This window comes from Psychromonas sp. 14N.309.X.WAT.B.A12, assembly GCF_030397575.1.
Taxonomy (GTDB): Bacteria; Pseudomonadota; Gammaproteobacteria; order Enterobacterales; family Psychromonadaceae; genus Psychromonas.
Map to the genome: position 1 here is coordinate 210,229 of NZ_JAPNXS010000003.1, position 12,919 is coordinate 223,147.

Genomic DNA, 12,919 nt, shown 5'->3' on the forward strand with positions numbered 1-12,919 from the left:
ACACAAGAGAGTGCATGCAGGCTGTTTTTACGTTTATGCTGGGTTAATAATACGCTCTATTGTCTCTTCAGGACGTAATGTTAAAATTTCAACCCCCGTCTCTGTTACTAATAAAGTATGTTCCCATTGTGCAGATAGTTTTTTATCTTTAGTAACAACTGTCCATTCATCACGAAGTACTTTACAGTCGCGTTTACCGGCATTCAACATAGGTTCAATAGTAAAACATTGTCCTGCTTTTAATACTTCGCCAGTGCCTTTTTTACCGTAATGTAATACTTGTGGTTCTTCGTGGAAACCTGCACCAATACCATGGCCACAATATTCACGTACGATTGAGTAGTTGTGATTTTCAGCATGTTTTTGAATCGCGGCACCGATATCGCCTAAACGTACACCAGGTTTAACCATATTAATACCAATGTATAAGCATTCCTGTGCAACACGAGATAGACGTTCAGCAAGAATAGTTCCTTTACCAACCATGAACATTTTTGATGTGTCACCGTGGTAACCGTCTTTGATTACAGTGATATCAATGTTCAGGGCATCGCCGTCTTTTAATGGTTTGTCATTTGGAATTCCATGACATACAACGTAGTTTAATGAAGTACAGATTGATTTAGGAAAACCGTGGTAATTTAAAGGTGCTGGAATACCACCTTGTACATTGACTATATAGTCGTGACAAAGTTGATTCAACTCATTGGTTGTTACACCTTTCTTAATATGCGGTTCAATCATAGTTAATACATCAGCTGCTTGTTGACCTGCAACACGCATTTTCTCTATTTCTTCTGGGGTTTTGATTAGTCCTGCCATGAGAGTTCTCTACACTTTTTTGAATAAAAATTTATAGCGTAACTATAAAGAATTTTGAGCGTTGGTGCTAGACAAAATAATAGCAACCCTGTTTAAACCAAAGGACTCATTACTATTAAATTACCGACTCAAAAAAAATATTATTCGATACGCTATTTATTGAGCTAATTGGGTAACTATGGTATAAAGCGCACCGAGATTGATAGATTAATTTTTTGGTCGCTTTCTCAAATAATCCAGATAATCTGTTCAGCATCTATAAAATATTGAATATTAAAGATTATTATTTAAATAACACACACGCATCGACACGTCACTCGGGGTGCCTTTTTCTGTTTAAGAAATAAATGGTCGAGTGTATGGGATGTGTGGAGGCCTAACCCCTTAAGAGGAAATTCAAATGGCAACAGTATCAATGCGCGATATGCTACAAGCAGGCGTTCACTTCGGTCACCAAACTCGTTACTGGAACCCAAAAATGAAACCATTCATTTTTGGTGCTCGTAATAAAGTTCATATCATTAACCTTGAAAAAACAGTTCCAATGTTTAACCAAGCGCTTAACTTCTTAGAAGCTAAAGCAGCTAAAAAAGGTAAAATCCTTTTTGTTGGTACTAAACGCGCAGCTTCAGAAGCTGTTAAAGAAGCTGCTATTTCATGTGATCAATTCTACGTTGATCACCGCTGGTTAGGTGGTATGTTGACTAACTGGAAAACAGTTCGTCAATCGATCAAACGTTTGAAAGATCTTGAAACTCAAAGCCAAGACGGTACTTTTGACAAGTTAACTAAGAAAGAAGCGCTAATGCGTACTCGTGAATTAGAAAAACTTGAAAAAACACTTGGTGGTATCAAAAACATGGGTGGTATCCCAGATGCAATCTTCGTAATCGATGCAGATCACGAGCACATTGCAATTAAAGAAGCGAATAACCTAGGTATTCCAGTTATCGCTGTTGTAGATACTAACTCTTGCCCAGATAACATCGATTACATCGTTCCTGGTAATGATGATGCTATCCGTGCAGTTAAGCTTTACTTAAGTGCAGCTGCTGAAGCTGTTAAAGAAGGCCGTACTGCTGAAGTAGTAGTTGCAGAAGGTTTTGTTGAAGAAGAATCAGCTGAGAAATAAGTTCTTCTAATAATAGAAGCTCTTATTAACCAATCATTGGTTGGTTATCAGGGGTCTTTATGACCCCTTTTTTATAGAACTAATAACAGGAATTTATACAATGGCTATTACAGCTCAGCAAGTTAAAGAACTTCGTGACCGCACAGCTGCGGGTATGATGGATTGTAAAAAAGCATTAGTTGAAGCTGATGGTGACATCGAGCTTGCAATTGAAAACATGCGTAAATCAGGTGCAATTAAAGCAGCTAAAAAAGCAGGCCGTATTGCTGCTGAAGGTGCTATCTTTGCTAAAACTGACGGTACTACTGCATTAATCATCGAAGTAAACTGTGAAACAGACTTCGTTGCAATGGATAAAAGCTTCTTAGCATTTGCTGAAAAAACTGCTGATATCGCACTTGCAAACAAAGTTGATTCAGTTGAAACACTAAATGCACTTGCATATGACGACGTTACTGTTGATCAAGCTCGTGAAAACTTAGTTGCTAAAATCGGTGAAAATATCTCTGTACGTCGTTTACAAATCGTTGAAGGTGAAAACCTAGGCGCTTACGTACATAGCCGTAAAATCGGTGTTATCTCTGTGCTAACTGGCGGTGACGCTGAATTAGCTAAAGATATTGCAATGCACGTTGCAGCTGCTGCTCCTCAGTTTGTTAAACCTGAAGATGTACCAGCAGACGTAGTTGCTAAAGAAAAAGAAATTCAATTACAAATCGCGATCGAAAGTGGTAAGCCTGCTGAAATCGCAGAGAAGATGGTTAATGGTCGTATGGCTAAATTTACTGGTGAAGTAAGTTTAACTGGTCAATCTTTCATTAAAGACCCATCAATCTCTGTTGCTAAACTTCTTAAAGGTGCAAATGCAGACGTTGTCTCTTTTGTTCGTCTAGAAGTTGGTGAAGGTATTGAGAAAAAAGAAGAAGATTTTGCTGCTGAAGTTGCTGCAACAATGGCTGCTGCTAAGTAATCTACTTCAAAAACAATAGGTAATGTTTAACACATAGACCGTTGTAAAAAAGAACCGCGGCATGACTGCGGTTCTTTTATATTAAAAAGTAATAGAAATTTTCCGGATAATCACCTACTTTAGACCTATTTTTTAAAACTCTTTTTATAATTTTTTTAAAAAATCGGTATTATTTCAACTTAAGGAATGGAATTATGAGCACTAACCCAAAATCTGCTTATCGTCGTATTTTATTAAAATTGAGTGGTGAAGCTCTCGTTGGAGAAGAAGGGTTTGGTATAGACCCAAAAGTGCTAGATCGTATGGCATTAGAGATTAAGTCTTTAATCGAATCTGGTGTACAAGTGGGTTTAGTGATTGGTGGCGGTAATATTTTCCGTGGTGCAGGTTTAGCGCAAGCAGGTATGAACCGTGTTGTAGGTGACCACATGGGCATGTTAGCAACGGTTATGAATGGTTTAGCAATGCGTGATGCATTACATCGTTCACATGTTAACTCTCGTTTAATGTCGGCTATCCCATTAAACGGCGTATGTGATGATTATAACTGGGCTGAAGCGATTAAATATCTAAAGCTAGGCACAGTGGTTATCTTCTCTGCAGGCACTGGTAACCCATTCTTTACAACGGATTCTGCTGCTTGTTTACGTGGTATCGAAATTGAAGCGGATGCTGTGTTAAAAGGGACTAAAGTAGATGGTGTTTATGATGCAGACCCTGTTAAAAACCCGGATGCTAAGTTGTACAGTGTATTAGATTACCAAACTGTATTGGAAAAAGAATTACAAGTAATGGATTTAGCAGCCTTTACCTTAGCTCGTGACCATAGCTTACCTATTCGTGTTTTCAACATGAACAAACCAGGTGCATTAAGCCGTGTGGTTTTAGGTGGTGATGAAGGTACAACTATTACTCACGCAGAAGAAAATATTTAACTATCAATGAAATAGCATTGATATAGACTCAATAAGTTAGGAAGAAGATATGATTAATGAAATCAAAGATGATGCTCAGACACGCATGAATAAAAGCATCGAATCATTTAAAAGCCAATTAGCAAAAGTGCGTACAGGTCGTGCACACCCAAGTTTGTTAGACGGTATCATGGTGCCTTATTACGGTTCAAATACACCATTACGTCAAGTAGGTAACGTATCAACTGAAGATGCACGTACATTAACGATTACTGTATTTGATGCAACATTAATTGCAGCTGTAGAAAAAGCGATTATGGGCTCTAACTTAGGTTTAAACCCTATGTCAGCAGGAACGGTTATCCGTATTCCTTTACCACCATTAACTGAAGAGCGTCGTAAGGACCTAATTAAAGTTGTTCGTGGAGAAGCTGAAAATACACGTATTGCTATCCGTAATATCCGTCGTGATGCTAACGGTGACTTTAAAGATCTTGAGAAAGAGAAAGAGATCAGTGAAGATCAACAAAGACAAGGTGAAGAATTAGTTCAAAAAGCGACTAATGAAAGCATCAAAAAAGTAGATGAAGTATTAGCTATTAAAGAAGCTGAATTGTTAGAAGTTTAATTCTGGCTATTATTTAATATATGCACCTTCTACTTTGTATCAGGTGCATTTTACTTTTTGTAAAGGATTACTGTGACTTCAGAAACGCTTAATAAAAAACTACCAAGACACGTTGCAATTATTATGGACGGAAATGGTCGTTGGTCTGAAAAACAAGGCAAACATCGCGTTTTTGGCCATAAACATGGCGTGACGGCATTACGTAAAACGATCACCTTTGCAAGAGATAGCAAACTTGAAGCATTAACTATTTTTGCTTTTAGTAGCGAGAATTGGAAACGTCCAGAACAAGAAGTGAGCATGTTGATGGAGCTCTTCTTTATGGTATTAGGGCGTGAAATTAAAAAATTACATAAAAGTAATATTAAACTAACCATCATAGGTGACATCTCAGGCTTTAGTGAGCGACTACAAAAGAAAGTGAAAGAAGGTCAGGAGTTAACAAAAGACAATACTGGTTTGGCGCTTAACGTAGCAGCTAACTATGGTGGACGCTGGGATATAGCCAATGCAACTAAAAATATTGCAACCCAAGTAAAAAATGGTGAGTTATCTGTTGATGATATTGATGAAAGCTTATTATGCAAAACCCTATGTTTAAGTGACTTGCCTAGTGTAGATCTGATGATTCGAACAGGTGGTGATTACCGCATTAGCAACTTTTTATTATGGCAATTAGCTTATGCTGAACTTTATTTTACCGATACATTATGGCCCGATTTTGATGCGGATGCCTTCCAGTTAGCACTCGATGTATTTTCAGGTAAAGAGCGACGTTTTGGACAAACTAGCGCGCAAGTTAACTGCTAACTCATACCAAGCTAGGTATTTTTGGTCTACAGACAATAACGGGACTTTTCTGTGAAACAACGAATTATAACTGCGCTGGTATTAGCGCCATTAGCGATTGCCGCTATTTTCTTCTTACCACTTAAGTTTTTTATATTATTCGCTACGATTGTATTTTTATTAGCTAGTAAAGAATGGGCTGGATTTGTTAGTAAAGAGCCTTCCTCTAAAATCTTATATCTTTTTGCAATTGTTTTAGGCCTCAGCCTATTTTTGATGCCCTCTGAACATATTTGGATAGAGCAAACATTAAACCCTTACATATCATCTAGTCTAATTGTTGCTGCTGTGTGGTGGTGCGTTGCCTTATTAATGGTTATACGTTACCCAGTTTCTGCTACGCTGTGGAAATCTAGCCGAGCTATCAAGGCTTTATTCGGTTTATTAACGTTAGTACCATTTTTCTGGGGATTAGTGGTCTTACGTTCGGTAAATATGAATGTTGATTTCTATTTTGGCTCTCAATTAGTGATGTATGTTTTTCTACTTGTTTGGGCTGCTGATTCCGGTGCTTATTTTGCAGGACGCCAGTTTGGTAAACGTAAATTAGCCCCGAATGTAAGCCCAGGTAAAACGGTTGAGGGTTTATTAGGTGGATTAGTCTGCGCGGTTATTGTTACTTACCTTGCTAGCCAGTATTTTTCGATAGCAGATAATAAACTCACGACCTTTTTCATCGCTTCTATTATTACGACATTAGTCTCTGCGTTAGGTGATTTAACTGAAAGTATCTTTAAACGAGAAGCTGGGCTAAAGGATAGTAGTAATTTATTGCCGGGCCATGGTGGGATTTTAGATCGTATCGATAGTCTTACTGCGGCAGTGCCTGTTTTTGCGCTTATCTATATTTATTGGTTAGCTTAATCATGAAAAATTTAGCGGTATTAGGAGCGACCGGCTCTATTGGTGATAGCACGCTCAGTGTTTGTCGTCAGAATCCAACACTATATAAAGTGAAGTTTCTTTATGCCGCTAGCAATGTGCAAAAAATGCTGGCGTTATGTATCGAATTCACACCTCAGTATGTTGCACTTGCTAGTGTAGAAGCTGCCACCCAATTAAAGCAACAATTACAAGACCATAACTTGTCTTGCCAAGTGCTTAATGAGCAAGATGTACTTGCTTTATTGGGGAGTGACGAGATTGATTCGGTAATGGCCGCGATCGTTGGTGCTGCTGGATTAAAAACAACATTAGCAGCTGTACATGCTGGTAAAGAAATCTTCCTCGCGAATAAAGAATCACTGGTAATGTCTGGAGCACTGTTTATTGAAGCAGTAAAAGCCTCTGGAGCGAAGTTGTGGCCTGTTGATAGCGAACATAATGCTATTTTTCAATCTATGTCGACAAGCTTACAAGACACTATTGGGCACTGCGATTTACAAGAGGCTGGTGTCTCTAAAATATTATTAACGGGATCGGGTGGTCCATTCCTTAATAAAGACTTATCTGAATTCTCGACCATTACACCCGCTACCGCTGTTAAACATCCAAATTGGTCGATGGGGCCTAAAATATCTATTGATTCAGCAACTATGATGAACAAGGGCTTAGAGTATATTGAGGCTAAATGGTTGTTTAATGCTAATAAAGAACAGTTACAAGTCATTATTCATCCTCAATCAGTGATCCATTCTATGGTGCAATATCAAGACGGTAGTGTGATCTCGCAGATGGGGAACCCTGATATGAGAGTGCCTATTGCGCATGTAATGGGTGGTGAAAAGCGTATCAAAAGTGGTGTTTCTGATTTTGATTTCTTCAGCACAAACGATTTTAGCTTTGTAGCTCCTGACTTTAATCGCTATCCATGTTTAAAATTAGCCATTGATGCATGTTATCAAGGCCAACATGCGACGACGACACTCAATGCTGCTAATGAAATTGCAGTACAAGCTTTTTTAGATGAACGTATCTCTTTCCCTGCGATTGCTGTAGTCGTTGAAAGTGTCTTAAATCAGTTAACACCACAAACAATATCAACAATTGACGAGTTACTGTTGATCGATAAAATAGCCAGACAATCAGCTGCTGACATTATTAATCGAGGTATCACTTGTTAGATTTTCTTTGGAATACTGCTTCATTCATTATTGCATTAAGTATTTTAGTAGCGATTCACGAATATGGGCACTTTTGGGTAGCTCGTCGCTGCGGTGTAAAAGTACATCGTTTCTCTCTAGGATTCGGTAAAGTTTTATTTAAAAAAATAGATAAGCATGGCACTGAATTTGCGGTCGCCGCAATTCCCTTAGGTGGCTATGTGAAAATGCTAGACAGCCGAGTCGAAGAAGTGCCTGAAGAACTTGCTGAATTTGCCTTTAATAATAAAACTGTTTGGCAACGTATTGCCATTGTCGCAGCTGGGCCAATAGCTAATTTTTTACTGGCTATTGTTGCTTTCTTCTTTATGTACAGCATTGGTGTAAATAGCGCTAAACCAATTATGAATGGTGTAAAAGAAGGCTCTCCAGCGAGTGTCATCAAACAGCAGTGGTTTGAAGTTGAAGCGGTAAATGGTCAACCAGTACATGACTGGGAAGCATTAAACTTGGAATTAGTCGCTCAAATTGGTGAACCTAGTGTTGAGCTGACTATTGCACCTATTTTGCGTTCTAACTCACAAATAGTTAATGAACCAAGCCAGACTTACACAGTCTCATTACAAAAGTGGTTGTTTGACCCTAAAAAGCAATCAATAGTGAGTAGCCTTGGTTTTATCCCATATTCTCCAAAGGTACATCTCATTGCTGCGAACATAAGCGAAGATAGTGCCGCGCAGCGCAGTGGTATTTTAAAAGGTGATAAACTGCTTACGATTAACGGTCAAGCATTAGATGACTGGGCTCAATTTGTTGAATTAATTCAAAATAATCCGAATAACTCATTACAGTTACAGATTGAAAGACAAGCTGAAAGTAAAACCTTAACATTAACACCTGACTCCAGAGAACTAGCCGATGGGATGGTTCAAGGGTTTATTGGATTGGCACCACAGGTTGATGATTACCCTGAACAATTCCGTGTTAATCTACAATATGGTGTTGTCGATGCAGTGTTAAAAGGTATCGATAAAACTTGGCAATTATCTGAATTGACCTTTAACACCTTAGTCAAGTTAGTCACGGGCGATTTATCGGTTAAAAACTTGAGTGGACCGATTGGTATTGCTAAAGGCGCCGGAATGAGTGCTGACTATGGGTTTGTATACTTTTTAGGGTTTATAGCGCTCATCAGTGTTAACTTGGGTATTATGAACTTGATCCCATTACCAGTATTAGATGGCGGCCACTTAGTGTATTACTTTATCGAGGCTGTGACAGGCAAAGAAGTATCTGAACGAGTTCAAGAAATTGGTTTTAAAATCGGTGCTGCGGTACTGGTTACTTTTATGTCAATCGCCGTACTTAATGACCTTAATTTATTATAAAGTACAAATAAATAGGCAGTGAGAGTAATTATCATTAAATGATAATGATACACTGCGCTATTAATCTATATGTTTAAACTGTTTTGCACTTCAGTGCAGTAAAGGATTTCGTAGAGAATGTTTAAGAAATATTTGTTGGCCATGGCATTAACTGTCACAGGGTGCTTTTCTAACTTTGTTACTGCTGAAGAGTTCACCATTTCCGATTTACAATTTAAAGGCTTACAACGTGTCACTTTAGGCGCTGCATTACTAAGTTTGCCAATTAGAGAAGGAGATGTAGTAGATGATTATGACTTGTCTCAAGCAATAAAAAAGTTATATAGCACCAGCTACTTTGAATCTATTCAATTGTTCAGAGATGACTCTGTACTTGTTTTTAAAGTTAAAGAGCGCCCAACTATCAGTGCTATAGAATTAACTGGTAATGATAAGTTAAGTGAAGAACAAATCTTAGATTCATTAAAGTCATCATCAATACAGGTCGGTGATACGTTAGATAGGACTGTGTTAACCAGTATTGAAAAAAGCTTAGAAGATTTTTATCACAGTGTAGGTAAATATTCTGCACAAGTAGAAACCATTGTGACTCCTCTACCAAGAAATCGTGTTTCTTTACAGTTTGTTTTTCGTGAAGGGTTAACTGCAAAAATAGAACAAATTAATATTGTTGGTAATAGTGTTTATTCAGACGAACAATTATTAAAACGTTTAACACTTAGCGAATCTAATGGTTGGTGGGATCTATTTGCTGATGATAATTATCAAAAGCAAAAACTATCCGGTGATTTAGAAGTTATCAAAAGCTATTACTTAGATCGTGGTTACATTCGTTTTAAAATCGATGAAACTCAAGTTGCTCTTAGACCAAATAAAAAAGGCGTTTACGTGACAGTTAACGTAAAAGAGGGCGATATCTATAATGTTTCTGATGTGACATTTATTGGTGACTTATTAGGTCATGATGAAGATATCAAAAGCCTAGTCTCTTTTAAAAAGGGTGATGTTTATGCGGCATCAGAAGTCGCTGCTGTTGAACAGAGTATTCGAAAATACTTTGGGCGTTTAGGTTATGCTTTCCCTGAAATTAATACTTACCCTGAGATTGATGACGAAACTAATACTGTTGTAGTGAATTTCTCTGTTGACCCAGGGCAACGTGGTTACGTGAGATATATTAATATTTCTGGTAATACTACAACAAAAGATGTGGTACTACGTCGTGAAATGCGTCAAATGGAAGGTGGTTGGCTATCTAGCGAAAACATCGAACTTTCTCGTGCGCGTTTAAACCGTTTAGGCTTTTTCTCAAAAGTGGATATCGATACAGAGCGTGTGAGTGATGATCTTGTCGATGTGAACGTAAACGTAGAGGAGCAATCTTCAGGTAGTTTTAATGCCGGTATTGGTTTTGGTACTGATTCGGGTGTTAGCTTGAGTGGTGGTATCCAAGAAAGTAACTTCCTTGGTAGTGGTGATAAAATATCATTACAAACCAAAGTTAATGATTACAGTTTAAGTGCAGACCTTAGTTATACTACTCCTTACCTAACTAAAGACGGTGTGAGCGGTGGAGCTCAAATTTATTACAATAAATTTGAAGCGGGTGATGCAAACATTGTCGATTATACTAATACAACTTACGGTTTGAAGTTAAGTGCAGGATTCCCTGTCAATGAGATTAACCGTTTAGGCTTCAGTATTGGCTGGGAAAATAATGGTATTTCACAGTTAAATGGTTATGAGCAATTAAGCGATTTCTGGGATATCTATGGCTCATTCCAAAAGTCTGATGGTAGTGCTAACTTTAAGAACTTTGATGCAAGTGCAACATGGACCCGTAACAATCTCGATAGAGGGCAGTTAGCGACACAAGGTATGTCACACACGCTAAAAGGTGAAATGACTATACCCGGTTCAGATTTACAATACTTCAAAATCAATTTTGATATTCGTAATTATCAACGCTTAACACTTGATGGTTCATGGACGACATTATTGCGCGGTAGTTTAGGTTACGGTAATGGTTATGGTACTTTCGAAGGAAGTGATCAAATTCTGCCGTTCTTTGAGAACTATTATGTAGGTGGTTATCGAACTATACGTGGTTTTTCGAGTAACTCAGTAGGCCCTCGTGCTTTCTATACGGGGGTTAATAATAGCGGTAATACAACGAATACTTACACTGATAGTGCGGTAGGTGGTAATGCAAAATATACATTAAGTGCGGAACTTATTTTCCCTACGCCGTTCTTAGATGAAGCTTATTCAAGACAATTACGTAGCAGTGTGTTTATTGATGCCGGTGAAGTTTGGGATACTGAGTTTGATTACGATACTTATTCTTCTTACAGTTGTTCTAGTAATTGTGATTACGCAGGGGACTATTCTAAACCCGGGCGAACGCGTGTTTCAATGGGTACTCAATTAACTTGGGTGTCGCCTTTAGGGCCATTAGTCTTTACATTAGCTGTACCATTAAAAGACTATGCAGGAGATACAACTGAAATATTCTCATTCAATATTGGTGATGTTTTCTAGTTAGTGTGTTGCTTGATTGAGCCAATGAAAGTGCGTATACACGCACTTATTTTTTCTTTTTATAACTATTTTATTAAGACGGAGTTACAACATGAAGACCTTTTTTAAAGTTATTACATTAGCAACTGCAATGGGGACTATTTCAGCTGCAAATGCGGCAGAAGCACAAAAAATTGGTGTAGTATTTCCATCAAAAGTAATGCAAGAATCTCCACAACGCGAACGTATTATTAAAAAACTAGAAGCGGAATTCAAAGGGCGTTATGAAAAGCTACAATCTCTAGAAAAAGAGATTAAAACGTTACAAACTAAAATCCAAAAAGATGGTGAATTGCTAGGTAAGAGCGAAGTAACTAAGTTACAACGTGAACTAGAAGTTAAAGTATCTGAATATAAATTAAGCCGTAAAGCATTTGAAGAAGATCAACGTCGTCGTCAAGGTGAAGAACAGCAAAAATCATTAGCTGTAGTACGTGATGTGATCAGTACGATTGCTAAAGAAGGCCAATACGATATTATTTTAAATGGCGAGCAAATTGTATTCTCTAAACCTGCGTTAGATATATCAGATAAAGTTATTCAAGAAATTAGTACTAAGTAGGTTTTATTATGGCTCACTCATTAGCAAGTTTAGCAACACAGCTATCGGCTCAATTAGGCGGAAATGGTGATTTAATCATTGAGCGCTTGGCAACATTTGATGGTGCAAAACAAGGGGATATTACCTTTGTTTCAGATAAGAAATTACTGACACGATTATCTGAATGCACAGCTAGCGCTATCGTATTGCCTAACGAATTAAAGGACTCTTATACTGGCAATGCGTTATTCATGGATAACCCATACGTGGGATATGCATTATTAGCTCGATTATTTGATACAACGCCAAACTTGAGTGCAAACATTGCAGATTCTGCTGTTATTCATGAAACTGCTAGCATTGGTAAGAACGTTGCTATTGCAGAGAATGTTGTGATTGGTAAAAATGCTAAGGTTGGCGATAATAGCCAGATATTTGCTAATGCAGTGATCGGTGAAGGTGCTGAATTAGGGCAAGGTTGTAAAATCTACCCTAATGTTACTGTTTATCATACCTGCGAGATTGGTAATAACGTAATTATCCATGCCAATACTATTATCGGCTCTGATGGGTTTGGTAATGCACCTTATCAAGGGACTTGGGTCAAAATTCCGCAGATTGGTAAAGTCATTATTGGTGACGATGTGGAAATTGGCGCAAGTACTAGTATCGATAGGGGAGCGCTTTCTGATACTGTGATTGGCAAAGGTGTCAAAATTGATAACCAATGTCAAATCGCACATAACATTCAAATTGGTGAGCATACCGCAATTGCGGGTGGTACCAATATTGCTGGCAGTACAGTGATAGGTAAACATTGTATTGTTGGTGGTAGTGTGGCAATGAATGGCCATATTACAATTACAGATAACGTTGTTATTACTGGTGATACTATGGTTATGCGTAGTATTAAAAAACCAGGCGTCTATTCTTCTGGTGTGCCTGCACAAGAGAGTAAACTGTGGCGTAAAACAACGGCTTATACATTAAAAATTGAAGAATTATTCAAGCGTGTAAAACAGCTTGAAAAGCAATTAGAAGAAAAAAACTAAG

12 protein-coding genes are annotated in these 12,919 nt (G+C 37.9%); 11 read left to right on the forward strand and 1 reads right to left on the reverse strand.

The window, feature by feature from the left end; genetic code table 11:
* Window positions 1-33 precede the first annotated feature (33 nt).
* The gene (gene map, locus OW492_RS05820) at window positions 34-822 is read right to left on the reverse strand and encodes a type I methionyl aminopeptidase (protein ID WP_290038995.1); all 789 of its coding nucleotides are present in this window, start codon (window positions 820-822) and stop codon (window positions 34-36) included.
* Between the two features lie 400 nt (window positions 823-1,222).
* On the opposite strand from map, the gene rpsB reads away from it, so the two are divergent.
* The 11 genes from rpsB to lpxD all read left to right on the forward strand — a co-directional run bounded on the left by rpsB (window position 1,223) and on the right by lpxD (window position 12,918).
* Complete coding sequence (rpsB, locus tag OW492_RS05825; RefSeq protein ID WP_113817957.1) at window positions 1,223-1,954, forward strand: 30S ribosomal protein S2; 732 nt, start codon at window positions 1,223-1,225, stop codon at window positions 1,952-1,954.
* A 100-nt stretch (window positions 1,955-2,054) separates the two neighbouring features.
* The gene (tsf, locus tag OW492_RS05830) at window positions 2,055-2,924 is read left to right on the forward strand and encodes a translation elongation factor Ts (protein WP_290038996.1); all 870 of its coding nucleotides are present in this window, start codon (window positions 2,055-2,057) and stop codon (window positions 2,922-2,924) included.
* Between the two features lie 194 nt (window positions 2,925-3,118).
* Entirely contained in the window at window positions 3,119-3,859 is a 741-nt protein-coding gene (pyrH, locus tag OW492_RS05835; RefSeq protein WP_113817955.1) for a UMP kinase, read from the forward strand.
* Between the two features lie 49 nt (window positions 3,860-3,908).
* Window positions 3,909-4,466: a ribosome recycling factor gene (frr, locus tag OW492_RS05840; protein WP_290038997.1), complete on the forward strand. Its 558-nt coding sequence runs from the start codon at window positions 3,909-3,911 to the stop codon at window positions 4,464-4,466.
* Window positions 4,467-4,532: 66 nt separating this feature from the next.
* Window positions 4,533-5,276: a polyprenyl diphosphate synthase gene (uppS, locus tag OW492_RS05845; RefSeq protein ID WP_290039115.1), complete on the forward strand. Its 744-nt coding sequence runs from the start codon at window positions 4,533-4,535 to the stop codon at window positions 5,274-5,276.
* A gap of 51 nt (window positions 5,277-5,327) precedes the next feature.
* Window positions 5,328-6,179 (forward strand): phosphatidate cytidylyltransferase, encoded by an 852-nt coding sequence (locus OW492_RS05850; RefSeq protein ID WP_290038998.1) that lies wholly within the window; start codon window positions 5,328-5,330, stop codon window positions 6,177-6,179.
* 2 nt (window positions 6,180-6,181) lie between these two features.
* Window positions 6,182-7,378 (forward strand): 1-deoxy-D-xylulose-5-phosphate reductoisomerase, encoded by a 1,197-nt coding sequence (gene ispC, locus OW492_RS05855; protein ID WP_290038999.1) that lies wholly within the window; start codon window positions 6,182-6,184, stop codon window positions 7,376-7,378.
* Window positions 7,372-8,745: a sigma E protease regulator RseP gene (rseP, locus tag OW492_RS05860; RefSeq protein ID WP_290039000.1), complete on the forward strand. Its 1,374-nt coding sequence runs from the start codon at window positions 7,372-7,374 to the stop codon at window positions 8,743-8,745. Before ispC ends, rseP begins: the two co-directional genes overlap by 7 nt.
* Window positions 8,746-8,862: 117 nt before the next feature.
* Window positions 8,863-11,286, forward strand: coding sequence for an outer membrane protein assembly factor BamA (bamA, locus tag OW492_RS05865; protein WP_290039001.1), 2,424 nt, complete (start codon window positions 8,863-8,865; stop codon window positions 11,284-11,286).
* 91 nt (window positions 11,287-11,377) lie between these two features.
* The gene (locus OW492_RS05870) at window positions 11,378-11,887 is read left to right on the forward strand and encodes an OmpH family outer membrane protein (protein ID WP_290039002.1); all 510 of its coding nucleotides are present in this window, start codon (window positions 11,378-11,380) and stop codon (window positions 11,885-11,887) included.
* 8 nt (window positions 11,888-11,895) lie between these two features.
* A complete protein-coding gene (gene lpxD, locus OW492_RS05875) occupies window positions 11,896-12,918 on the forward strand; it encodes a UDP-3-O-(3-hydroxymyristoyl)glucosamine N-acyltransferase (protein WP_290039003.1) in 1,023 nt (340 codons plus the stop codon).
* Window position 12,919: the final 1 nt, after the last annotated feature.

Bases quoted from the DNA above. Each gene is read 5' to 3' on its own strand.
- OW492_RS05870 (WP_290039002.1), top strand. From the start codon at position 11,378: ATGAAGACCTTTTTTAAAGTTATTACATTAGCAACTGCAATGGGGACT.
- pyrH (WP_113817955.1), top strand. From the start codon at position 3,119: ATGAGCACTAACCCAAAATCTGCTTATCGTCGTATTTTATTAAAATTG.
- tsf (WP_290038996.1), top strand. From the start codon at position 2,055: ATGGCTATTACAGCTCAGCAAGTTAAAGAACTTCGTGACCGCACAGCT.
- bamA (WP_290039001.1), top strand. From the start codon at position 8,863: ATGTTTAAGAAATATTTGTTGGCCATGGCATTAACTGTCACAGGGTGC.
- ispC (WP_290038999.1), top strand. From the start codon at position 6,182: ATGAAAAATTTAGCGGTATTAGGAGCGACCGGCTCTATTGGTGATAGC.
- frr (WP_290038997.1), top strand. From the start codon at position 3,909: ATGATTAATGAAATCAAAGATGATGCTCAGACACGCATGAATAAAAGC.
- lpxD (WP_290039003.1), top strand. From the start codon at position 11,896: ATGGCTCACTCATTAGCAAGTTTAGCAACACAGCTATCGGCTCAATTA.
- rpsB (WP_113817957.1), top strand. From the start codon at position 1,223: ATGGCAACAGTATCAATGCGCGATATGCTACAAGCAGGCGTTCACTTC.
- map (WP_290038995.1), bottom strand. From the start codon at position 822: ATGGCAGGACTAATCAAAACCCCAGAAGAAATAGAGAAAATGCGTGTT.